Consider the following 23,510-nt stretch of genomic DNA (forward strand, 5'->3'; position numbering starts at 1 on the left):
ATCGTCGATGCCTTCGAGGGAAGGCATCGATTCCGGCGACCGCATAAAGAACCCGCGCGGAAAATCCGCGTCAGGCGACGTCGACGCGCGCGGGCCCGTCCACCATCTCGCCGATCACGGCCGCGCGGTCGAAACCGTCGGCACGGAAGCACGCGAGCACGTCGTCGACCGCGTCGGGCGCGCACGCGACGAGCAGGCCGCCCGACGTCTGCGGATCGGTCAGCAGCGCCTGCGCGACCGGCGGCAGGCCGTCGGCGAGCCGTACGTCGGTGCCGTACGCGGCCCAGTTGCGGCCCGACGCGCCGGTGAACACGCCGTCGGCCACGAACGCCTCGACGCCGGCGAGCCACGGCAGCGACGCATAGTGCACGCGCGCGGTCAGCTGCGCGCCGCGCGCCAGCTCGAGCGTATGACCGAGCAGCCCGAAGCCCGTGACGTCGGTCAGCGCATGCACGCCCGGCAGCGCGGCCAGCTCCGTGCCCGGCCGGTTCAGCTTGGTGGTCGTCGCGACCATCTGCGCGTAACCGTCGGCATCGAGCTGGTTCTTCTTCAGCGCGGCCGACAGCACGCCGACGCCGAGCGGCTTGCCGAGCACGAGCACGTCACCGGCGCGCGCGGCCGCATTGCGCTTCACGCGCGACGGGTGCACGACGCCGATCGCCGCGAGCCCGTAGATCGGCTCGACCGAATCGATCGAATGGCCGCCCGCGACCGGAATGCCGGCGTCCGCGCACACCGATTCGCCGCCGCGCAGCACGGCCGCGATCGTTTCATGCGGCAGCACGTTGATCGGCATGCCGACCAGCGCGAGCGCGAGGATCGGCTTGCCGCCCATCGCATACACGTCGGACAGCGCGTTGGTCGCCGCGATGCGGCCGAAGTCGAACGGATCGTCGACGATCGGCATGAAGAAATCGGTGGTCGCGACGATCGCCTGCTCGTCGTTGAGCCGGTAGACGGCCGCGTCGTCGGACGTCTCGGTGCCGACCAGCAGGTCCGGGAACAGCGCGGGCGGCGTCGCGCGCTTCAGCAGTTCGGACAGCACGCCCGGCGCGATCTTGCAGCCGCAGCCGCCCCCGTGCGACAGGCTCGTGAGGCGCGGAACGGCAGGCTGGGCTTGGGTGGCTTCGGTCATCGTCGGCATCCGGTGAATAACAACGTTCTATTATCGACAATTCCGCGCGAGCGCGCCGGATACCCACATAATTGACGGCGCCGTCCCCCGCCCGCCGCCGCCCGCACCTTCGTTCATGGATCACCTGTTCATCGGCCTCGTGCTGTGCTCCGCGCTGCTGCACGCCATCTGGAATGCGTTCCTCCACGTCAGCGAAGACCGGCTCGTGCAGCTCGGCACGATGTCGCTGCCGTATCTCGCGTTCGGCATCGCCGGCGCCGCGCTGCTGCCGGCGCCGGCGCCCGCCGCGTGGCCGTACATCGTCGCGTCGGCCGCGCTCGAGGTCGCGTACTGCTTCACGCTCGCGCGCGCGTACCGCAGCGGCGAATTCGGCCAGATCTATCCGATCGCGCGCGGTATCTCGCCGCTGCTCGTGTCGGTGCTGGCGCTCGCGATGCTGCACGAGCGGCCGACGCCGTTCGGCTTCGCGGGCATCGCGCTGGTGTCGTTCGGGATCATGTCGCTCGCGTTGCGGCGCGGCTTCCGGTTCTCCGGCGAAGGCGTGCCGTATGCGCTGCTCACGGGCGTGTTCATCGCCGCGTACTCGATCTGCGACGGGATCGGCTCGCGCCTGTCCGGCAGCGCGCTCGGCTACATCGCGTGGGTGTACCTGCAGTGGAGCGTGCCGCAGCTCGTGCTCGTCGGCGTGCTGCGCGGCGGCCCGCGCGCGGTGCTCGCGTCGCGCACGGCACTCACGCAGGGCGCGATCGCCGGCACGATCTCGCTCGCCGCATACGGGATCGTGATCCTCGCGTACCGGCACCTGCCGGTCGCGACCGTGTCCGCGCTGCGCGAAACGAGCTCGATCTTCGCGGTCGCGATCGGCTGGTTCGTGATGCGCGAGCGGCCCGGCGCGCAACGGCTCGCCGCGTGCGCGCTGGTGGTGGCCGGCGCGGCGCTGATCCGGCTGTAGGCGCGCCCGCGCCGGCCTCGCACCGACCACCGGCGCCGCCCCGCGACGATGCCGCTGCCGCGCCGTCAAGCCACCGCGACGGCCCCGCCGAACGCCCGCTCGTCGATCGCCTCGGCGAGCGTCGCGAACGCGGTCGCGATCTCGTCTTCCGGCACGCACGCATAACCGAGCAGCAACCCCGACGCGGCGCGCTCGCGATCCGCGTAGTAACCGGACAGCGGCCGCACGACGATATTGCGTTCGAGCGCGGCCTGCGCGACCGCGCGATCGTCGACCCCTTCCGGCAGTTGCGTGACCAGATGCAGCCCCGCGTCGCTGCCGAGTGCCTGCAGCGTATCGCCGTAGCGGCGCGCGACCGCCTCGAGCAGCACCTCGCGGCGCTGCCCGTACAGCGTGCGCATCTTGCGGATATGCGACACGAAGTGCCCTTCCGCGATGAATTCCGCGAGCACCGCCTGCTGCAGCAGTTGCCCTTCGCGGTACAGCTCGGCGCTCGCGGTCGCGAAACTTTCCGCGAGCGGTTCCGGCGCGACGAGATACCCGACCCGCAGCCCCGGGAACAGCGTCTTGCCGAAACTGCCGACGTAGATCACCTGCCCGGCCGTGTCGAGCCCCTGCAGCGACGCGAGCGGCCGGCTGCCGTAGCGGAATTCGCTGTCGTAGTCGTCCTCGATGATCCAGCAGCCGTGCTGGCGCGCGTATTCGAGCAGCATCCGCCGCCGCGCGAGGCTCATCACCATGCCGAGCGGATACTGGTGCGACGGCGTGACGAGCATCAGCTTCGGCGGCGCGGCGAGATCGGCGGCCGACGGCGCGATGCCTTCGTCGTCGACCGGAATCGGCCGCGTGGTCAGCCCCGACACGTTCAGCACGCTGCGCACGCCCCAGTAGCACGGGTCCTCGGTCCAGATCGCGTCGCCCGGATCGGTCAGCAACCGCACCGCGAGGTCGATCGACTGGTGGATGCCGGTCGTGATCACGATCTGCTCGGGCGTGCAGCGCACCGAGCGCGACGTGCGCAGGTAGTCGGCCAGCGCCTCGCGCAGCAGCGCGAGCCCGCCGCCCGGTGCGTACGTCAGCAGGTCGGGGCGCAGGCGCCGCCAGTACTTGTTGTGCAGCCGCGTCCACACGCGCGCCGGAAATCGCGACACATCGGGCACGCCCGGCATGAACGCGCCGCCCTGGCGCTTCGACACGCCGGCGCCTTCGACGAGCCGCGTGCCGCGCGCGGACAGCCGCCGCGCGGACGGCATCACGACGGCGGGCCCGGCCGCCGCGTCGGGCGGCACGCCGACGATCTCGTCCGGCGCGCTGTCGGCGACGAAGGTGCCTCGGCCGGTCGCCGAATTCACATAGCCTTCGAGCGCCAGCTGTTCGTAAACCTGCGTGACCGTGTTGCGGGCGATGCCGAGTTCGGCGGCCAGCAGCCGCGACGACGGCACGCGCGTGCCGGCCGGCAGTTCGCGCGACAGGATCGCCTGTTGCAGCAGCCGGTGAAGCTGCCGGTAGATCGGCTGTGCGCCGCCGCGCACGAGGCGCTGCGCCAGCCAGTCCGACAACACGCTCGCGCGCATGATTGGCTCCTGAATATTTATTGAAATGGCTCTGATTGCCAGAGCCAAATGTGATTATAGTCGCCTCCATGGGCTGCCAAGGCGCCCGAATTTCTACTCACCGGAAAGAACATCAAGGAGATGACCGTGAAGAATGCCGATCTGCAGGCCCGCAAGAACGCCGCCACCCCGCGCGGCGTCGGCGTGATGTGCGATTTCTACGCAGCCCGCGCCGAGAACGCGGAACTGTGGGATGTCGAAGGCCGTCGCTTCATCGATTTCGCCGCCGGCATCGCGGTGCTGAACACGGGCCACCGCCACCCGAAGATCGTCAAGGCGATCTCGGATCAACTGAACAGCTTCACGCACACCGCTTACCAGATCGTCCCGTACGCGTCGTACGTCGAGCTGGCCGAGAAGATCAACGACCGCGCGCCGGGCGACTTCCCGAAGAAGACCGCATTCTTCACGACCGGCGCCGAAGCCGTCGAGAACGCGATCAAGATCGCGCGGGCCGCGACCGGCCGCCCGGGCGTCATCGCGTTCTCGGGCGGCTTCCACGGCCGCACGATGATGGGCATGGCGCTGACCGGCAAGGTCGCCCCGTACAAGCTGAACTTCGGCCCGTTCCCGGGCGACGTGTTCCACGCGCCGTACCCGAACGCGCTGCACGGCGTGACGACCGCCGACTCGATCAAGGCGATCGAGATGCTGTTCAAGGCCGACATCGATCCGAAGCGCGTCGCCGCGATCATCTTCGAACCGGTCCAGGGCGAAGGCGGCTTCAACCCGGCACCGGCCGAATTCGTGCGCGCGCTGCGCAAGATCTGTAACGAACACGGCATCCTGCTGATCGCCGACGAAGTCCAGACGGGCTTCGCACGCACCGGCAAACTGTTCGCGATGCAGCACTACGACGTGCTGGCCGACCTGATCACGATGGCGAAGAGCCTCGCGGGCGGCATGCCGCTGTCGGGCGTCGTCGGCCGTGCGGACGTGATGGACGCGGCAGCGCCCGGCGGCCTCGGCGGCACGTACGCGGGCAACCCGCTGGCCGTCGCCTCGGCGCACGCGGTGCTCGAGATCATCGACGAGGAAAAGCTGTGCGAACGCGCGACGCAGCTCGGCGACGTGCTGAAGGCGAAGCTGACCTCGCTGCAGGCCGACGTGCCGCAGATCGCCGACGTGCGCGGCCCGGGCGCGATGATCGCGGTCGAGTTCCTGAAGCCGGGCTCGGGCGAGCCGGATGCCGAATTCACGAAGCGCGTGCAGACGCGTGCGCTCGAGCGCGGCCTGCTGCTGCTCGTGTGCGGCGTGTACTCGAACGTCGTGCGTTTCCTGTTCCCGCTGACGATCACGCAGCCCGTGTTCGACGAAGCGCTCGCGATCCTCGAGGAAGTGCTGAAGGAAACGGTCGGCGTGCCGGCCTGAGTGCCCGCCCACTTCAACTGAATGCGCCGCCGCCGTCGTGAAGACGGCGGCGGCCGTTTTCATCCGTCCTTACCCGTCCTTTTCAAAGCAGGCGATTCATATGAGCACCGTTCAGGAAACCCTGGCACTGAAAGATCCGTCGCTGTTCCGCCAGCAGGCGTACGTCAACGGCGAATGGCAAGGCGCAACGAACGGCGAGACGTTCGATGTCCGCAACCCGGCGACGGGCGGCCTGCTCGGCACCGTGCCGGCGATGGGCACGGCCGAGACGCGTCACGCGATCGACGCCGCGAACGCCGCATGGCCGGCGTGGCGCAAGAAGACCGCGAAGGAACGCGCGGTCATCCTGCGCAAGTGGCACGACCTGATGATGGAAAACGCCGACGACCTCGCGCTGATCCTCACGACCGAGCAGGGCAAGTCGCTGGCCGAGGCGAAGGGCGAGATCGGCTACGCGGCGTCGTTCCTCGAGTGGTTCGCGGAAGAGGGCAAGCGCGTGTACGGCGACACGATCCCGACGCCGGCGAGCGACAAGCGCATCGTCGTGACGAAGGAAGCGATCGGCGTGTGCGCGGCGATCACGCCGTGGAACTTCCCGGCGGCGATGATCACGCGCAAGGTCGGCCCGGCGCTCGCGGCCGGCTGCCCGATCGTCGTGAAGCCGGCCGAGGCCACGCCGTTCTCCGCACTCGCGATGGCCGTGCTGGCCGAACGCGCGGGCGTGCCGGCCGGCGTGTTCAGCGTCGTCACGGGCGACCCGAAGGCGATCGGCGGCGAAATGACGTCGAACCCGATCGTGCGCAAGCTGTCGTTCACGGGCTCGACGCCGGTCGGCCGCCTGCTGATGTCGCAATGCGCGGCGACGGTCAAGAAGGTGTCGCTGGAGCTGGGCGGCAACGCGCCGTTCATCGTGTTCGACGACGCCGACCTCGATGCGGCCGTGCAGGGCGCGATCGCATCGAAGTACCGCAACAGCGGCCAGACCTGCGTGTGCACGAACCGCTTCTACGTGCATGAAGCCGTGTACGACTCGTTCGCGCAGAAGCTCGCGGCCGCCGTCGGCCAGCTGAAGGTCGGCCGCGGCACCGAGCCGGGCGTCACGCAGGGCCCGCTGATCAACGAAGCGGCCGTGCTGAAGGTCGAGGCGCACATCGAGGACGCGCTCGCGAAGGGTGCGACCGTCGTGACGGGCGGCAAGCGCCACGCGCTCGGCCACGGCTTCTTCGAGCCGACCGTGCTGACGGGCGTCACGCCGGCGATGAAGGTCGCGAAGGAAGAGACGTTCGGGCCGCTCGCGCCGCTGTTCAAGTTCAGCAGCGACGAGGAAGTGATCGGCCTCGCGAACGATACCGAGTTCGGCCTGGCCGCCTACTTCTACAGCCGCGACATCGGCCGCGTGTGGAAGGTGGCGGAAGCGCTCGAATACGGGATGGTCGGCGTGAACACGGGCCTGATCTCGAACGAAGTCGCGCCGTTCGGCGGCGTCAAGCAGTCGGGCCTCGGCCGCGAAGGCTCGCACTACGGCATCGACGACTACGTCGTGATCAAGTACCTCTGCCTCGCCGTCTGACGGCTCGGGGCCTGCCGCTTCGGCGACAGGCCCTGACCGCCCGGCCGGAACCGGGCGGTCCGACGCGGGCCGGCGCCCCTCTCCGCCGCGCCCGCGTCACCTTCCCTGCCGCGATCAACGAAACACGTTCACCGCTTCCACGAGCCGCGCCGCCTGCTGCTTCAGGCTCTCCGACGCCGCCGCACTCTGCTCGACGAGCGCCGCGTTCTGCTGCGTGATGTTGTCCAGATGCACGACCGCCTGGTCGACCTGCGCGACGCCCGTGCTCTGCTCGGCCGTCGACGAGCTGATCTCCGCGATCAGGTCCGACACGCGCTTCACCTGCGTGACGATGTCCTCCATCGTCTTGCCCGCGCCGTCGACGATCCGCGCGCCCGATTCCACGCGATCGACGCTCGCGCCGATCAGCGCCTTGATCTCCTTCGCCGCGTTCGCGCTGCGCTGCGCGAGTGCGCGCACCTCGCCCGCCACCACCGCGAAACCGCGTCCCTGGTCGCCCGCGCGCGCGGCCTCGACCGCGGCGTTCAGCGCGAGGATATTGGTCTGGAACGCGATGCCGTCGATCACGCCGATGATGTCGGCGATCTTGCGCGAACTGGCGGTGATGTCGTTCATCGTCGTCACGACCTCGCTCACCGCCTGCCCGCCGCGCTCGGCCGCATCGCTCGCCGACACCGACAACTGGTTCGCCTGCAGCGCCGTTTCCGCATTGCTCGACACGGTCGCCGTCATCTCGGCCATCGACGCGGCCGTCTGCTGCACGCTTGTCGAGGCCTGTTCGGTACGTGCGCTCAGGTCGTTGTTGCCCTGTGCGATCTCGTTGCTCGCGCGCTGCACGTTGTGCACCTGCTCGCTGACGTCGTCGACGAGCCAGCGGAACATCAGCCCGAGCTGGTTGATCGTGCGCAGCGTCATGCCGATCTCGTCGACGCGGTTCATCCGCACGCTGCTGCGGCTCTCGCCGGTCGCGACGCGCAGCGCCTCGTCGCGCAATTGCCGAAGCGGCTGCACGATCTGCGCATCGAGCCACCAGCCGGCAACCGCCGTCACGCCCACCGCCGCGCCGGCAAACGCCGCCAGCGCGCCGCCGGTCAGCCCGCAGGCCCAGCCGGCGCCGACGACGGCCGGCGCCAGCACGCCCAGCGCCGCATGCACGCGCGCGCGCACCGACATCGTCTGGAACAGCGAAACAACGCGCATCACACCCGTGCGGACGATCAACCCCTTGTGGAAGCGGCGATTGCCGGCCTTGCCTTCGCGGAAATCGCGATACAACGCTTCGGCGGCCGCGATCTCGTCGCGCGTCGCCTTCGTGCGCACCGACATATAGCCTTTCGGCTGGCCGTTGCGCATCACCGGAATCGCGTTCGCGCGCACCCAGTAGTGATCGCCGTTCTTGCGGCGATTCTTCACGAGCGCGGTCCACGGCTCGCCGCCCTTGAGCGTCGCCCACATGTCGGCGAACGCCTCCTTCGGCATGTCCGGATGGCGCACGACGTTGTGCGGCTGACGTTCGATTTCGTCGGGAGAAAATCCGCTGACCTGGATGAATGCCGCGTTGGCGTACGTGATGTAGCTGTCGGCATCGGTCGTCGACATCAGCGTCGCGTCATCGGGGAAATCGAATTCGCGTTGCGTGACGGGCTGGTTGTTGCGCATGGTGAGGAGCTCCGGATGGCGGATCTTGCGCCCGCTTGTGGATTGATTCGAGACCCGCGCGCATTGCTGTCGATTCGCATGCGCGTGAGCCGTGCTCCTGCGCTTTCGGCAAATTCCACGAAAACATTACGGTGTATTCGGGAAAATATTCATTAAATTTGCATCATCTTGTTTTTGCCGAATCGTTTGTTTATGGATGAAACAAAAGCCTTGCCGGACAACGGTTTAACGGGTATTCGTCTGATTATTGATTTCGATTCGGCCAATTCCATTTAATGCGCCGCCGGAAAAATCGGAATACGAATATTTCTCGTTTATCGAATTTCGATTGAAGCAAAAAAAGCCATGCGCAGGGTGCGCGACATTCGGAAATCTTCGATCGAATCCGCCCGTCGCGCACGCTTGCGGCCATCAGCGGAACACGTTCACCGCATCCACCAGCCGGGTCGCCTGCTGCTTCAGGCTCTCCGATGCCGCCGTGCTCTGCTCGACGAGCGCCGCGTTCTGCTGCGTGATGTTGTCCAGATGCACGACCGCCTGGTCGACCTGCGCGACGCCCGTGCTCTGCTCGGCCGTCGACGAGCTGATCTCCGCGATCAGGTCCGACACGCGCTTCACCTGCGTGACGATATCCTCCATCGTCTTGCCCGCGCCGTCGACGATCCGCGCGCCCGATTCCACGCGCTCGACGCTCGCGCCGATCAGCGTCTTGATCTCCTTCGCCGCGTTCGCGCTGCGCTGCGCGAGCGCGCGCACCTCGCCCGCGACCACCGCGAAACCGCGCCCCTGTTCACCGGCCCGCGCGGCCTCGACCGCCGCGTTCAGCGCGAGGATGTTGGTCTGGAATGCAATGCCGTCGATCACGCCGATGATGTCGGCGATCTTGCGCGAGCTGTCGGTGATCTCGCTCATCGTCGTCACGACCTCGCTCACCGCCTGCCCGCCGCGCTCGGCCGCGTCGCTCGCCGACACCGACAGCTGGTTCGCCTGCAGGGCCGTCTCCGCGTTGCTCGACACGGTCGCCGTCATCTCGGCCATCGACGCGGCCGTCTGCTGCACGCTCGACGCGGCCTGCTCGGTGCGCGCGCTCAGGTCGTTGTTGCCCTGTGCGATCTCGTTGCTCGCGCGCTGCACGTTGTGCACCTGCTCGCTGACGTCGTCGACGAGCCAGCGAAACATCAGCCCGAGCTGATTGATCGTGCGCAGCGTCATGCCGATCTCGTCGACGCGGTTCATCCGCACGCCGCGCCGGCTTTCACCGGTCGCGACGTTCAGCGCCTGCTCGTGCAACCGCTTCACCGGTTGCACGATCTGCGCGTCGAGCCACCAGCCGGCCGCGGCCGCCACGCCGGCCGTCACCGCGGCGAACGCCGCGAGCCCGCCGCCGGTCAGCCCGCAGGCCCAGCCCGTGCCGACGACGACCGGCGTCAGCACGCCCAGCGCCGCATGCACGCGCGCGCACCGACATCGTCTGCGGCAGCGACGCGATGCGCAGCAGCCCGGTACGGATCACGAGCCCCTTGTGGAAGCGGCGCTGGCCGGCCTTGCCTTCGCGAAACGCGCGATACAGCGCATCGGCGGCCACGGTCTCGTCGCTCGGCGCCTTCGTGCGCACCGACATGTAGCCCTGCGGCTGGCCGTTGCGCATCACCGGAATCGCGTTCGCGCGCACCCAGTAGTGATCGCCGTTCTTGCGGCGGTTCTTCACGAGCGCGGTCCACGGCTCGCCGCGCTTGAGCGTCGCCCACATGTCGGCGAACGCCTCGCGCGGCATGTCCGGGTGGCGCACGGCATTGTGCGGCTGGCCGACGAGTTCCTCGTTCGAATAGCCGCTCACCTGCGCGAATGTCGTGTTCGCGTACGTGATGTAGCTGTCGGCATCGGTCGTCGACATCAGCGTGACGTCGTCGGGAAAATCGAATTCCTGTTGGGTAACGGGCTGGTTGTTGCGCATGCAAGGCTCCGAAAGGCGGATTGGTTGTCCGCGCCGCGCTGAAATCACGCTCAGTAGCCGAAAAACGGTTGATCGCTTTACGACGTTCTCGTCCTTGCTGTCGGCAATTCGGCAGAAAACCTTAATCCTGCCGCGCATAAAATATGCAATCCAGCCATTACCATGATTTCGATCAAATATTCCGGCGATAATCGCCGCGCACGCGTGTCCGCCGGTCACAACGCACCGCCCGGCGTGCCAATGCGGGCATCCATTGCGCACGGCGAAACGATATGGCCTATCCTGCTCCATTCCACCGGAATTCGAATTCGATGAAAAAGGCATTGCATGAACTGAATCGGCTGTCCTGGAATACGGCGACGGTCGCCCATAACAGCCATAAAGGCGATCAGGCCGCGTTTTTCCGCGCTGGCGGCACGACGCTGTTTCCGGAAGAACGAGAGCTGCTCGGCGATCTCGCCGGCCTGCGGCTCCTGCACCTGCAATGCAACGCGGGACAGGACACATTGAGCCTCGTGCGCGAAGGCGCGGATGCCACCGGCGTCGACATCGCCGACGAGGCGATCGGCTTCGCGCGGCAGCTGTCGGCCGATGCGGGGCTGCCCGCGCGGTTCGAGCGCGCCGACGTGCTCGACTGGATGCCCGAAGCGGCCGCGCGCGGCGAGCGCTTCGACCGCGTGTTCACGTCGTACGGCGCGATCTGCTGGCTGTCGGACCTCACCGTCTGGGCGCGCGGAATCGCCGCGCTGCTCGCGCCGGGCGGCCGCTTCGCGATGGTCGAGTTCCATCCGTTCGCGCTGGTTTTCGATGAACACTGGCAGCCGCACTACGACTACTTCCAGCGCGACGCGACCGAGGAGCCGGCAGGCGTCGGCGACTACGTCGCGGTGTCCGGCACCGGGCTCGGCGCGCGGCACGATCATCCGGGCATCGTCGATTTCACGAATCCGCACCCGAGCTACGAGTTCATGTGGGGCATCGGCGACGTGGTGAACGCGCTCGTGTCGGCCGGCCTCGCGATCGACCGCCTGAACGAATATCCGTATGCGAACGGCTGGAAGGGCTTCGACGGCATGCGCGAGCGGGCTGGCCGCCGGATGGTGCCGCCCGACGGCATGCCGCGCCTGCCGCTGATGTACGCGATCGCCGCGCACCGGGTGGCCGCATGACGCGCCACACCGCCGCCGACCGCGACGCGCTGTCCGCCCGCCTCCTTGCACGCGACGACGTGCCGCTCGTGTGGACCATCGACCGGCGCGAGATCATCGAGCACCTGTACGTGCTGCGCGACGGCACGCTGCACCTCGTGCCCGAGTTCCACGACGTCGCCGGCTGGCCCGACGGCGAAGCCGACCACTACACGCCGATCCTGCTCGACTGCCACGATCGCGGCGGCTGGTTCCTCGGCAGGTTCGACGGTGCACGGCTCGTCGCGGCGGTGATCGTCGACAGCCGGCCGCTCGGCCCGCAACGCGACATGCTGCAACTGAAGTTCCTGCACGTGAGCCACGACTGGCGCGGTTGCGGGCTCGGCGAGCAGCTCTACCGCACGGCGCAGGGGCAGGCACGCGCGATGGGCGCGCGCCGCCTGTATGTGTCCGCCACGCCGTCGCGGAACACGATCGACTTCTACCTGCGGCTCGGCTTCACGATCAGCCCGTCGCCCGACCCCGAGCTTTACGCGCTCGAGCCCGAGGACCTCCATCTGGAAGGACCGGCGGCCTGATGATCCGACGCGCGATGGCACAGGGAATTTCCCCCCTGCAGAAGCGACCAACAGCCGCCATTAACCGCCATGGAGCGCGACATTGATGCACGACCCGCCACCGCCAGCCGCCCCGAAGATCCTCGTCAGCCTGTGCGTGATCGGCCATCCGGTCCGCTACAACGGCTCGGCGAAGACCGCCGCGCACGAAGCGCTCGCGCGGTGGCAGCGTGAGGGGCGTCTCGTGCCGGTCTGCCCGGAACTCGCGGGCGGCCTCGGCGTGCCGCGCCCGCCCGCCGAAATCGCCGAAGGCGGATCGGGGCAGCAGGTTCTGTCGGGTACCGCACGCATCGTCGACGTGAACGGCGCCGACGTGACGGCGCCCTTCGTATCCGGCGCGCGCACCGCGCTGGCACTCGCGCAGGCGCACGACTGCCGTTTCGCGATCCTCGCCGACGGCAGTCCGTCGTGCGGCAGCACGTTCATTTACGACGGGCATTTCGCGCACCGGCGGCATGCGGGCGCCGGCGTCACGGCGGCGTTGCTGCGCGCGCACGGCATCGAGGTGTTCGCGGACACCGAGATCGACGCGCTCGACGCGCGCATCAAACAGCTCCGCGGTTAACGACGATGGGCGGCACGAGCCTCCTCGTGCCGCCCATCGTTGCGAAGCGGAACGACAGTGACGCGGCGCATGGCCGGCCGCGTCACCGCGTCATACCGATCAGACGCGTTCGATCGCGATCGCGATGCCCTGGCCGACGCCGATGCACATCGTGCACAGCGCGAAGCGGCCGTTCGTGCGATGCAACTGGTACATCGCGGTCGTCACGAGACGCGCGCCCGACGCGCCGAGCGGGTGGCCGAGCGCGATCGCGCCGCCGTTCGGGTTCACGCGGGGATCGTCGTCGGCGACGCCCAGCATGCGCAGCACCGCGAGGCCCTGCGACGCGAACGCCTCGTTCAGCTCGATCACGTCGAACTGGTCGATCGTCATCCCGAGCCGCGCGAGCAGCTTCTGCGTGGCCGGCGCCGGGCCGATGCCCATCACGCGCGGCGCCACCCCGGCCGTCGCGATACCCAGCACGCGTGCCCGCGGCGTCAGGCCGAAGCGCTTCGCGGTTTCCTCGTTCGCGAGCAGCAGCGCGGCGGCGCCGTCGTTGACGCCCGACGCGTTGCCGGCCGTCACCGAGCCGTCCGGGCGCACGACGCCCTTCAGCTTCGCGAGCGTGTCGAGCGACGTTTCACGCGGATGCTCGTCGCGCGACACGACCACCGGATCGCCCTTCTTCTGCGGGATCGTGACCGACACGATCTCCTCGGCCAGCGTGCCGTCCTGCTGCGCACGCGCGGCCTTCTGCTGGCTGCGCAGCGCGAACAGGTCCTGATCCGCGCGGCTGACGTGGTAGTCGACCGCGACGTTCTCGGCGGTTTCCGGCATCGAGTCGACGCCGTACAGCTGTTTCATCAGCGGATTGACGAAACGCCAGCCGATCGTCGTATCGAAGATGTCGGCCTGGCGCGCGAACGCGCTGGCGGCCTTGCCCATCACGAACGGCGCGCGCGTCATGCTCTCGACGCCGCCCGCGACCATCAGCGCGGCTTCGCCGGACTTGATCGCGCGCGCGGCCACGCCGACCGCATCCATCCCGGAACCGCACAGGCGGTTGATCGTCGAACCCGGCACGCCCTGCGGCAGGCCCGCGAGCAGCGCGGACATGCGTGCGACGTTGCGGTTGTCCTCGCCGGCCTGGTTCGCGCAGCCGTAGATCACGTCGTCGATCGCCGTCCAGTCGACGTCGCGGTTGCGCTCGACCAGCGCCTTGAGCGGCACCGCGCCCAGATCGTCGGCGCGCACGCCGGACAGTGCACCGCCGTAACGCCCGATCGGCGTACGGATCGCATCACACAGAAAAGCTTCGGTCATCAGTGTCTCCGGTCCCATGAAAGCTGGGAAATGAACAGGGCGCGCCCCTTGCATTGCCCGCCGGGATGCGCTTAAATGTTCTATATACGAACATAAGATCGTGTATCGAACGTTCAACGCATCATAGGGAGTGCGGGGACGACCTGTCAAGCGCGCGGCCTGCCGCGCGGTTGGCGTGTCAGGCCCCATGCGCTATCTTCTCGGCTGCACGATATTCCAGGCGCTCATGACAACCGAAGACACCCAGACGAAACCCGGCGACTCCTATGTGCAGTCGTTCGCGCGCGGCCTCGCGGTCATCCGCGCGTTCGACGCGGCCCGGCCCGAGCAGACGCTCACCGAAGTCGCGTCGGCCACCGGGCTCACGCGTGCAGGCGCGCGCCGGATCCTGCTCACGCTGCAGACGCTCGGCTATGTCGAGGCCGACGGCCGGCTGTTCCGGCTCACGCCGAAAATCCTCGAGCTCGGCTTCGCGTACCTCACGTCGATGCCGTTCTGGAATCTCGCCGATCCGGTGATGGAGCAATTGTCCGCGCAGATCCACGAAAGCTGCTCGGCCGCGGTGCTCGACCGCACCGAGATCGTCTACGTGCTGCGCGTGCCGACGCACAAGATCATGACGATCAACCTGTCGATCGGCAGCCGGCTGCCCGCGTACTGCACGTCGATGGGCCGCGTGCTGCTGTCCGCGCTCGACGACGCGGCGCTCGACGAAACGCTCGCGCAGAGCAGCATCCGCGCGCATACGCCGCGCACGATCACGGATCTCGGCGAACTGAAGGCAACGATCGCGCAGGTGCGCCAGCAGGGCTGGGCCGTGGTCGACCAGGAACTCGAAGTGGGCCTGATGTCGCTGTCCGCGCCGATCCGCAACCGGCGCGGGCAGATCATCGCGGCGATGAACATCAGCGGCAACGCGCAGCGGCACACCGCGAAACAGATGGTGAAGGAGTTTCTCGGGCCGCTGCAGCAGGCCGCGCAGACGGTATCGGAACTGGTCGCGCGGCGCGGCTGAGCGGCCGGCCGCGCGTCAGCCGTTGCCGGCGAACGCCTTTCCCGTCGGCTTCATGCGGATTCCCGGCGTCAGCCGGGTCCACGGCAACTCGGCCGGATCGGCCGTCATCGGGCCAGGCGCCGTGGCGACCAGCACCGCCTCGGCGATATCCTGGAAATCGGCGCGGAAGTGCACCGAGCTCTTGTTGACGAGGATCTTCATCGATTCCGGCTCGACCCCGCCCACGCGATAGAGATTGCGGTCGAGCATCTGCGCCTTGCCGCTGCTCACCACGATCAGCACGCCGTCGATCCGCAGGCACGCGACCGGGCCGACATCCGCGCGCATGCCGTTCATCATCGGGCCGTCATACCGGCATACCCCGTCGGACAGGTGCACGACCTCGAAACGCGCGTGGTGCGGCGCGTCGCCGGGCACGCCGGAGACGCCGCCGAGCGCCACGTCGATGAACGCGCCGACACCGGCGCGATGGGCCGCGGCCGCGGCCGCCGGGTCCCAGATCAAGCCGATCGCGGCATCTTTCGCGCCGTTGCGCAGCAACGCCCGCAGCATGCCCGTCGTGTTCGAGTCGCCGCCCGCGCCGGGATTGTCCTGCGTATCGGCGATGACGACCGGCTTGCCGGCCCCCTCGGACAGCCGCATGGCCTCGCGCACGGCATCGTCGGGCGACAGGAACGGCACCTGCCACGCGGCTTCGTCCGCCAGCATCTTGTCGTGGAGCGCCTGCACGGCCGCCTCGGCCGACGCGGCGTCGTCGCCGTAGCCCCAGATGACCGGGCCGCATTCGGGGAAATCGGCCGCCGGAAAGCCCGGCGCGAACGACAGCGACGCCACGGCCCCGGTCTCCAGCGCCGCGAGCCGCGCATACATGCCGCGCGCAGGTTCGAGCAGCGTGCACATGCCGTTGATCGGAATCAGGAACGGCAGCCGGCGCGCGGCGCGATGCAGCGGGCGGCGGCCCGCCCGCGCGTCGAACAGGCGCTCGAGCAGCGCGGCCGCGCGCGCGCCGGTCTCGGCCATGTCGACGTGCGGATAGGTACGAAAGGCGACCAGCGCATCGGCCTCGCGCAGCATCCGCGCGGTGACGTTGGCATGCAGGTCGAGCGACGCGACCACCGGCACGTCCGGGCCGACCGCCGCGCGCACGCGCTCGAGCAACGTGCCTTCGCCGTCGTCGGTATGCTCGGCGACCATCGCGCCGTGCAGGTCGAGGTACACCGCGTCGTAGCCTCCGCGGCGAACCGCCGCGACGATTTCTCCGGCAATGCGCTCGAACGCGTCCTCGGTCACGTGCGCCGACGGGCTTGCGCCCGCCCAGATGACCGGCAGCAAGGTCCAGCCACGCCGTTCGGCCGCGGCGATGAAGCCGCCGGCGGGAATATTGACGTCGCGCAGCGCGAGCACGTCCTCGCCGCGCACCATGGCCGGGAAGCCTTCGCCCCGCTCAAAGTTGGCGTATGCGGCTTTCGACGGTGCAAACGTATTGGTTTCATGCTGGAAACCGGCGATCAGGATGCGCGTGTTCAAAAATGTGTCTCCGGAAAAGGCCGTCAAGGCGCCGGCACCCCGCCGTCAGGGCCGGCGGGCGACGGCGCGCTGGATATTGGAATGCCCGCGGGCCCGTGACGTCAGGCTGTCGCCAGCGCGTCGCGGGATGCGGGAAGCCGGTTCGCCACGAGTACCGCGGCACCGGCGACGAGCAGTGCGACCATGACCAGCAGTCCCGCGGCCATGCTGCCGGTCGCCGAATGGATCGCACCGATGATGGTCGGGCTCAGGAAGCCGCCGATCAGGCCGATCGTGTTGATCAACGCGATGCCGCCCGCCGCGGCGTCGCCCTTCAGGTATTGCGACGGAATCGCCCAGAACACCGTGTACGCGGCCCAGATCATCGACGTGGCGATCGTCATGCCGACCAGCGAGACGGCAAGATTGCCGTTGGCCGTCGTCGCCACGGCCAGCGCGATCGCGCCGATCAGGGCCGGCACCGCGCTGTGGAAACGGCGCTCGCCGCGACGGTCCGACCGGCGGCCGATGACGACCATCGCGATCGCGGCGCACACGTACGGAATCATCGAGTACAGCCCGATCTGCATCGTGTCGGTCACGCCGTCGGCCTTGATGATCGACGGCAGCCAGAAACTCACCGCGTAGATCCCGCAGATGATCGTGAAGTAGGCAAACGCCAGCAGGTACACGCGCGGATCGCGCGCCACCTGCCCGAACGAGTGATGGCCCGCATCGGTGGTGTGCAGCTCGGCGGCGAGCAGCCGCTTCTCGTCGTCGGTCAGCCATTTCGCATCGGCCGGCCGGTCGGACAGCACCTTGAGCGCGAGCACGCCGAACAGCACGCACGGCAGGCCTTCGACGACGAACATCCACTGCCAGCCGGCCAGGCCGTGGGCACCGGACAGCCCGGTCATCAGCCACGCCGACAGCGGCGAGCCGAACGCGCCGCCGATCGGGCCGGCGAGCATGACGACCGCCATCACGCCGGCCATCCGGCGCTGGCCATACCAGTACGTCAGGTAAAAGATCATTCCCGGCGCGAAGCCGGCCTCGAACACGCCGAGCAGGAAGCGCATCGCGTAGAACGTGGTCTCGTCGTGGACGAACATCATGCCGGCCGAGGTCAGGCCCCACAGCACCATGATCCGGCTGATGGTCTTGCGCGCGCCGATCCGCGGCAGCAGCAGGTTGCTCGGGATCTCGAACAGGACGTAGCCGAGAAAGAAGATGCCCGCGCCCAGTCCGTACACCGCATCGGAGATACCCAGGTCGCTCTGCATCGCGAGCTTCGCGAACCCGATATTCACGCGATCGAGATACGCGAAGGTGTAGCAGAGCAGCAGGAACGGCAGCAGGCGCCAGTTCAGCTTGCGGTAGAGGGCCTGATGCGCCGGGCTGCCGGGCGCGACCGGGTCTTGAGGGGATGGAATGGCGGACATGCGCTCTCCTTTAGGGCCTATTGCTTCGAATCCCGCAACGATGTTCAACGCTGTTCGAATCGTCGAGGAGACGAAAAAGCGGCGCAATAGCAACCTATGCGAGTTATCGTTGCTCAACGAGCAACACTTCGAAGGCACACGGACCGACACCATGCGCGAACTGAACCAGCGCCGCCTGCGCTATTTCCACGAAGTCCTGACGCACGGTTCCATCCGTGGCGCGGCCGACAGCATCAACACGTCGCCGTCCGTCATCACGCGGCAGATCCGCCTGCTCGAGGAAGAAATCGGCGCCCCGCTGTTCGAGCGCCAGCCGCGCGGCGTGCAGCCGACCGAGGCCGCCGCACACCTGCTCGAATACTGGCGCGGCTGCCGTTCCCAGCAGGAACTCTTCGAAGACCGCCTGCAGGCGCTTCGCGGGCTGCAGCACGGCCAGATCCGCATCGTGGCCAGCGAAGGCTATATCGACTGCCTGATGGACGAGGTACTCACCGATTTCTGCGCGCGCTATCCGAAGCTCGACGTCACCGTCGATCTCCTGCCGGTCAGCACGTTGCTGCAGGAAGTCGCCGAAAGCCGCGCGCATATCGGCCTGGCCTACAACCCGCCGGCGCATCCGGATATCGAGTACGTCGCCACCGCGTCGCAGCCGGTGGTGGCGCTCGTCCATCCCGGGCACCCGCTCGCCGTGCGCGGCCGCCCCGTCGCGGTACGCGAACTCGCCGGGTATCCGCTCGCGCTGATGCCGCCCGCGTTCGGTCTCGGACAGGCCGTGCAGATGCTTGCCTACGCGGAGAACATCCACCTCCACCCGACGCTCACCACCAACTCGCTCGCCGTGCTGCGCCACTTCGTGAAGCGCAACGACGGCGTCACGCTGCTCGCCGCCTTCGCTGCGTATCAGGAACTGGCGGCAGGCGAGCTCGTCGCCGTGCCCGTCGCGCATCCGTTGCTCGAGGCGGCCAACGCGCGGCTGCTGGTCAAGGCGGGACGGACGCTCGGCGTCGCGGCCGATACGTTGCTGCGCGGCATCCTGCAGGAGATGAAGATGTTCTCGAACGCGGGCGCGCGCAGCGGCAAGACAATCGCGCGCGGCCGGGCGGGCAAACGTGCCGCCGCGCATCGCGGCGAGCCGTGACCGGCCGCACCGGCCGCGCCGGCCCTCGCCTCGCGGCCGGCCCGGCGCAGGCCGCGATCGAACCGCCGCGCGTCCGGCGCCGCGCTCACGCGCCGAGCAGCATCCCCGTGCGCACCGGCACCGTGCCCGTCACGCGGCCAAGCGGCGCGCCGGCCGTCACGAAGCGGATCGCGCGCCGCATGTAGAACACGCCGTCGGTCGCGCTCGAGATCGTCGTGATCGCATCGGTCAGCGGATCGACGATGTCGAACAGCGGCTCGCCCGCGCGGATCGTCGCGCCGATCGCCGCACGATGCACGAGGATCCCGCTGACCGGCGCGTAGAACTGTTCGCTGCCCGCGAGCGGCGTGGCGGGCGCGGCCAGCGGCGGCAACGGCGTGCGTTCGCCGTGCACCGCGCCGCGCCAGACGAGATAGTCGACGAGCGCGTCGGCATCGCGTTGCGCGTATTCGTACGTCACGTCGCGCTGGCCGCGGCACTCGACCGTCACGGCCACCGTGCCGGCCGCCATCGGCGTGCCTTCCGGCAGATGCTGGCGCAACCCCGCCCACAGCAGGTGATGCGCATCGTCGAACGCCTGTCCGCCCGAATCCTCGGCGAGCAGCGACGCCTCCGCCCCGAGATAACGCGCCAGCGGCTCGATCTCCGGCCATGCAGTGTCGCTCGTGTACACGTGCATCACCGCTTCGAGCGAACAATGCAGGTCGATCACGACCTCGGCGTCGTGCGACAGCTTCAGCAGCGCAAGCTGCAACGCGTCGAATTCGGTACGCGGTTCGACGGCGTCGAGCGCCGCGCCGACGCATTCGCGCACGATCGCGCGATTGCGCACGCCGTCGTCGCCGAGGCGGTCGCGCGCTTGCGCGGCGATCTCCGCGAGCGGCATGAAGCCGCGATTGAAGTTGCGGCCGCTCGCCAGGTCGAACCGGCCGATGAACTGCCCGAGCAGATGATGATTGAGGCCGACCGGGTTCGACACCGGCACGAGCACGATCTCGGCCGCGAGCCGGCCGTCGGCATCGAGCTGCGCGAGGCGCTGCTTCAGCACGAACGCCGCGAGCATCGCGGGCGTCTCGTCCGCGTGCAGCGCGGCCTGCAGGTAGATCTTGCGGCCGGTGTCGGCCGGCCCGAAATGAAAGCTCGTCAGCGTGCGCTGCGTGCCGATCGACGGCGACAGGAGCGGCGTGGTGCGAATCTGCATCGATGGTCTCGAACGGATGAAAACGGGGGCATCGGAGGGATCGTGGCAACGGGCCTGCGCGGCGCTCAGTCGCCGTACGGGTTGAAATCGAAGTACTGCTTCGCGATCCGGTCGTAGGTGCCGTCCTTCAGCATCGACGCGATCGCGCCGTCGATCGACGCCTTCAGCGCCGTATCGGCTTGCCGCATGCCGATGCCGACGCCGCGATCGCCCATGTCGAGCGGCGCGCCGACGAACGCGAAGCCCTTGCCGCGCGGCTGGCGCAGGAACCCGTAGTCGGCCTCCACCGTGCCGAGCAGCGCCGCGTCGAGACGGCCGTTCCCGAGATCGGCGAACACGTCGTCCTGGCTCTTGTACGGCACCACGCTCACGCCGGCCGTCGCCCAGTGCGCGAGCGCCCACGATTCGAACTGGGTGCCCGACTGCACGCCGACGCGCTTGCCCGCCAGCGACGCGGCCGTGCCGCCGAGCCCGAGGCCCGGCCGCGCGACGAGCCGCGACTTGAAGCGGAACAGCTTCGACGAGAACAGGATCTGCTTCTCGCGCTTCGCCGTGATCGCCATCGACGACAGGATCGCGTCGATCTTGCGCGCCTGCAGCGCCGGGATCATCCCGGAGAATTCGAGTTCGACCCACTGGCAGCGCAACTGCGCGCGGCGGCAGATCTCGTTGCCGAGATCGACGTCGAAGCCCTTCAGGCTGCCGTCGGGCGCCTTCGCATCCATCGGCGGATAGGTCGGATCGATGCCGAGCCGCACGACGTGCGCGTCGAGCGCGGACGCGGACGTGGCGGCCAGGCCGACGCACAGGGAAACGAGCGGGACGAGGAAACGTTTCATGGTCGACGGAGGGCAGGAAGAGAAACAAGCGAAACAAGCGGCATCAGCCGGACTGCCTGCGATCGTAGGCGGCACGGGCCGCCGCCGAAACCATCGCCTGCCTTATCATGATCGGTATTTCCGATCACCGGCCTCGCGCGCATCCATGGCGTTCACGCTGTCCCAGCTCCGCATCTTCCAGGCCGTCGTCGAGCACGGCAGCCTGCGCGCCGCCGCACGCGCGCTCGATCTCGCGCAAAGCGGCGTCACGCAGCAGCTGCAGAGCCTCGAGGCCACGCTCGGCGCGACGCTGTTCACGCGCACCAATCGCGGCATCGTGCCGACGGCCGTCGGCCAGCGCCTGCTCGCGCGCTCCGGCGCGATCCTCGGTGAATGCGAACAGGTCGAACGGGAAATCCGCCAGTTGAGCGGCGCGTACGAAGGCACCGTCACGCTCGGGCTCGCGACCGAGCCGCTGATCGACGCGTTCGCGCCGGTGCTGAGCGCGTTTCGCGCGCGCTTCGACAAGGTCGACGTGCACCTGCGCACCGGCACGTCGCGGATGATGGTCGGCTGGTTGCGGGAAAGCGCGGTCGATTTCGCGATCGCGCTGGTCGCGAAGCAGACCGACACGACCGATCTCGCGGTGACGCCGCTGCGTGCGTCGGCGCCGGTGGTCGTCTGCCGCCGCGGGCATCCGGCGATGCACGCGCAATCGCTCGCCGAGCTGGCCGGCTACCCGTGGGTGTCCACGCGCTCGCCGAACCTGAGCGCCGACCCGGTCGTGAACCGCCTGCTCGCGTACTTCGACGCGCACGGCCAGCCGCCGCCGAAGGTGCTCGCCACCGTCGAAGGGATGTTCGAGACGCTGCAGATCGTCACGCAGACCGACTCCCTCGCGCTCGAAACCGAAGCGATCACGCGGCACGGGCCGTTCGCCGGCGCGCTCGCGAAAGTGCCCGTGCGCGAGCAGGCCGAAGCGCAGGACATCTGCCTGCTGCAGCGCGCGGCCGTGCCGCTGACGCCGGCCGCGCAGGAACTCGCGGCGATGCTCGCGTCGTACCTGAGGATGGTGCGCGGGCGGTAAGCGCGCGGCACCGCCCCGCCGCCCGCGTCGCGCGTCAGTCCAGCGACTCCCCGGCCGTCTCGCGCAGCATCGCGACCGCGATCAGCGACAGCACCACGCACGCGGCCACGTAGCCGGCCGGCGCGAGCTTGCTGCCGGTCGTCTTCACGAGCCAGGTCGCGATCAGCTGCGCGGTGCCGCCGAAGATCGTCACCGCGAGCGCATACGCGATCGAGATGCCGGTCGCGCGCACGTGGCGCGGCAGCGATTCGCACATCAAGGCCATTTCCGACGCCGAGCCAAGCGAATAGAACAGCAGCATCAGCGCGGTCAGCGGCAGGATCACCGACAGCGTCGGGTGATGGTTCATCAGCCAGAACGCCGGGAACAGCAGCACGACCAGCACGCCGCGGCCGACGAAGATCGGCAGGCGCCGGCTGCCGAGCCGGTCCGACAGCCAGCCGAACAGCGGGCACGTGACCAGCATCACGCAGCCCGACGCGACGCCGACGAACATCGACAGCTTCATCGGCAGGCCGAGCGTGTGGATCGCGTAGGTCGGCATGTAGAACGTCAGGATGTAGGTCGACACCGTGCCGCCCATCACCGTGAGCATCAGCAGCAGCACGGTGCGCGCGTGCTTCGAGAACAGCGCGTGCAGCACGCCGCGCTCGATTCCGTGATGACGGTCGCCGGGCGCGTCGTCCGCGAGCCGGCGGCGCAGGTACATGCCGACCGGCGCGATCAGCACGCCGACGAGGAACGGCAGCCGCCAGCCCCAGCTTTCCAGCGCGTCCTTCGTCATCGTGTTCGACAGCAGCGCCGCGAAGCCCGAGCCCATCAGCGCGGCGCCGCCCTGCGTCGCCAGCTGCCAGCTCGCGCGGAACGCTCGGCGCGACGTGCCGCCGTGTTCGAGCAGCGTCGTGGTCGCCGCGCCGAATTCGCCGCCCTGCGAGAAGCCCTGCAGCAGCCGCGCGAACACGACGAGCAGCGGCGCGGCCACGCCGACCTGCGCATAGGTCGGCGCGATCGCGATCAGGCCGGTGCCGAGCGCCATCAGCATGATCGTCAGGTTCAGCGCCGCCTTGCGCCCCTTGCGGTCCGCATGGATGCCGAGCACGATGCTGCCGAGCGGCCGCGTGAAGAAGCCGGCCGCGAACGTCGCGACCGACAGCAGTAGCGACGTGGTCGAGTCGCTCGACGGGAAGAACAGCTTGCCGATCAGCACCGCGAAGAAGCCGTACACGGTGAAATCGAAGAACTCCAGCCAGTTGCCGATCACGGCCGCGGCGATCGCGCCGCGCCGCGCGACGGCACGCGCGCCGGGCATGCCGGTTTCGGCGGTCCCCGCCGATGCGGGGTGCAGCGCGAGATGGTCTTTCTGCATCGTTGTCGCCTCTTCTCAATGCGGCCGGAAGCGCCGGCCGCGCGCCGCTGC

The 23,510-nt window shown here is 68.7% G+C and carries 18 protein-coding genes and 1 pseudogene; 9 read left to right on the forward strand and 10 right to left on the reverse strand.

The annotated features are described in order from the left end of the window. Window positions 1–70: 70 nt before the first annotated feature. On the reverse strand, window positions 71–1,135 hold the full coding sequence (gene selD, locus HWX00_RS21890; RefSeq protein ID WP_063851213.1) for a selenide, water dikinase SelD: 1,065 nt from the start codon (window positions 1,133–1,135) through the stop codon (window positions 71–73). Window positions 1,136–1,250: 115 nt separating this feature from the next. Here selD and HWX00_RS21895 point away from each other — a divergent pair, with 115 nt between their 5' ends. Then, the gene (locus tag HWX00_RS21895) at window positions 1,251–2,087 is read left to right on the forward strand and encodes a DMT family transporter (protein WP_175028154.1); all 837 of its coding nucleotides are present in this window, start codon (window positions 1,251–1,253) and stop codon (window positions 2,085–2,087) included. Between the two features lie 65 nt (window positions 2,088–2,152). On the opposite strand, the gene pdxR is transcribed toward HWX00_RS21895, so the two are convergent. After that, entirely contained in the window at window positions 2,153–3,661 is a 1,509-nt protein-coding gene (gene pdxR, locus HWX00_RS21900) for a MocR-like pyridoxine biosynthesis transcription factor PdxR (RefSeq protein ID WP_124610044.1), read from the reverse strand. 120 nt (window positions 3,662–3,781) lie between these two features. Here pdxR and HWX00_RS21905 point away from each other — a divergent pair, with 120 nt between their 5' ends. Together HWX00_RS21905 and gabD are read left to right on the forward strand one after the other, a co-directional pair. After that, complete coding sequence (locus tag HWX00_RS21905; protein WP_049028866.1) at window positions 3,782–5,071, forward strand: 4-aminobutyrate--2-oxoglutarate transaminase; 1,290 nt, start codon at window positions 3,782–3,784, stop codon at window positions 5,069–5,071. Window positions 5,072–5,171: 100 nt separating this feature from the next. After that, on the forward strand, window positions 5,172–6,641 hold the full coding sequence (gabD, locus tag HWX00_RS21910; protein ID WP_034187779.1) for an NADP-dependent succinate-semialdehyde dehydrogenase: 1,470 nt from the start codon (window positions 5,172–5,174) through the stop codon (window positions 6,639–6,641). Window positions 6,642–6,755: 114 nt separating this feature from the next. Here the strand turns inward: gabD and HWX00_RS21915 are convergent, their stop codons facing one another. Then, window positions 6,756–8,300, reverse strand: coding sequence for a methyl-accepting chemotaxis protein (locus HWX00_RS21915; protein ID WP_069246016.1), 1,545 nt, complete (start codon window positions 8,298–8,300; stop codon window positions 6,756–6,758). A 411-nt stretch (window positions 8,301–8,711) separates the two neighbouring features. Next, window positions 8,712–10,254 (reverse strand): annotated as a pseudogene (locus HWX00_RS37195) (methyl-accepting chemotaxis protein). A gap of 311 nt (window positions 10,255–10,565) precedes the next feature. On the opposite strand from HWX00_RS37195, the gene HWX00_RS21925 reads away from it, so the two are divergent. The 3 genes from HWX00_RS21925 to HWX00_RS21935 all read left to right on the forward strand — a co-directional run bounded on the left by HWX00_RS21925 (window position 10,566) and on the right by HWX00_RS21935 (window position 12,584). Further along, window positions 10,566–11,423, forward strand: coding sequence for a class I SAM-dependent methyltransferase (locus tag HWX00_RS21925; RefSeq protein WP_175028155.1), 858 nt, complete (start codon window positions 10,566–10,568; stop codon window positions 11,421–11,423). Continuing rightward, window positions 11,420–11,980: a GNAT family N-acetyltransferase gene (locus HWX00_RS21930; protein WP_175028156.1), complete on the forward strand. Its 561-nt coding sequence runs from the start codon at window positions 11,420–11,422 to the stop codon at window positions 11,978–11,980. The genes HWX00_RS21925 and HWX00_RS21930 overlap by 4 nt, the downstream gene beginning before the upstream one ends. Window positions 11,981–12,065: 85 nt before the next feature. Continuing rightward, window positions 12,066–12,584 (forward strand): 2-thiouracil desulfurase family protein, encoded by a 519-nt coding sequence (locus HWX00_RS21935; RefSeq protein WP_175028157.1) that lies wholly within the window; start codon window positions 12,066–12,068, stop codon window positions 12,582–12,584. 99 nt (window positions 12,585–12,683) lie between these two features. Here HWX00_RS21935 and pcaF read toward each other — a convergent pair whose 3' ends face one another. Further along, on the reverse strand, window positions 12,684–13,886 hold the full coding sequence (gene pcaF / locus HWX00_RS21940) for a 3-oxoadipyl-CoA thiolase (protein ID WP_034187773.1): 1,203 nt from the start codon (window positions 13,884–13,886) through the stop codon (window positions 12,684–12,686). A 226-nt stretch (window positions 13,887–14,112) separates the two neighbouring features. Here pcaF and HWX00_RS21945 point away from each other — a divergent pair, with 226 nt between their 5' ends. Continuing rightward, window positions 14,113–14,901, forward strand: coding sequence for an IclR family transcriptional regulator (locus HWX00_RS21945; protein ID WP_049028801.1), 789 nt, complete (start codon window positions 14,113–14,115; stop codon window positions 14,899–14,901). 15 nt (window positions 14,902–14,916) lie between these two features. Here HWX00_RS21945 and HWX00_RS21950 read toward each other — a convergent pair whose 3' ends face one another. Together HWX00_RS21950 and HWX00_RS21955 are read right to left on the reverse strand one after the other, a co-directional pair. Next, on the reverse strand, window positions 14,917–16,428 hold the full coding sequence (locus HWX00_RS21950; RefSeq protein ID WP_059558983.1) for a M81 family metallopeptidase: 1,512 nt from the start codon (window positions 16,426–16,428) through the stop codon (window positions 14,917–14,919). Window positions 16,429–16,529: 101 nt separating this feature from the next. Continuing rightward, window positions 16,530–17,849: an MFS transporter gene (locus HWX00_RS21955; protein WP_034187771.1), complete on the reverse strand. Its 1,320-nt coding sequence runs from the start codon at window positions 17,847–17,849 to the stop codon at window positions 16,530–16,532. Between the two features lie 151 nt (window positions 17,850–18,000). Between HWX00_RS21955 and HWX00_RS21960 the strand changes: the two genes are divergently transcribed. Then, window positions 18,001–18,987 carry a LysR family transcriptional regulator gene (locus HWX00_RS21960; protein WP_175028158.1) on the forward strand — a complete coding sequence of 329 codons (987 nt, stop codon included), beginning with the start codon at window positions 18,001–18,003 and terminating at the stop codon, window positions 18,985–18,987. A gap of 85 nt (window positions 18,988–19,072) precedes the next feature. On the opposite strand, the gene HWX00_RS21965 is transcribed toward HWX00_RS21960, so the two are convergent. Together HWX00_RS21965 and HWX00_RS21970 are read right to left on the reverse strand one after the other, a co-directional pair. After that, window positions 19,073–20,188, reverse strand: coding sequence for a succinylglutamate desuccinylase/aspartoacylase family protein (locus HWX00_RS21965; protein WP_175029017.1), 1,116 nt, complete (start codon window positions 20,186–20,188; stop codon window positions 19,073–19,075). 65 nt (window positions 20,189–20,253) lie between these two features. Then, the gene (locus HWX00_RS21970) at window positions 20,254–21,027 is read right to left on the reverse strand and encodes a transporter substrate-binding domain-containing protein (protein WP_175029018.1); all 774 of its coding nucleotides are present in this window, start codon (window positions 21,025–21,027) and stop codon (window positions 20,254–20,256) included. A gap of 145 nt (window positions 21,028–21,172) precedes the next feature. Here HWX00_RS21970 and HWX00_RS21975 point away from each other — a divergent pair, with 145 nt between their 5' ends. Beyond that, entirely contained in the window at window positions 21,173–22,093 is a 921-nt protein-coding gene (locus HWX00_RS21975) for a LysR family transcriptional regulator (RefSeq protein ID WP_034187767.1), read from the forward strand. Window positions 22,094–22,127: 34 nt separating this feature from the next. On the opposite strand, the gene HWX00_RS21980 is transcribed toward HWX00_RS21975, so the two are convergent. Beyond that, entirely contained in the window at window positions 22,128–23,459 is a 1,332-nt protein-coding gene (locus tag HWX00_RS21980) for an MFS transporter (protein ID WP_034187766.1), read from the reverse strand. Window positions 23,460–23,510 lie beyond the last annotated feature (51 nt).

The organism is Burkholderia seminalis DSM 23518 (assembly GCF_902832885.1).
In the GTDB taxonomy this organism is placed as follows: Bacteria; Pseudomonadota; Gammaproteobacteria; order Burkholderiales; family Burkholderiaceae; genus Burkholderia; species Burkholderia seminalis.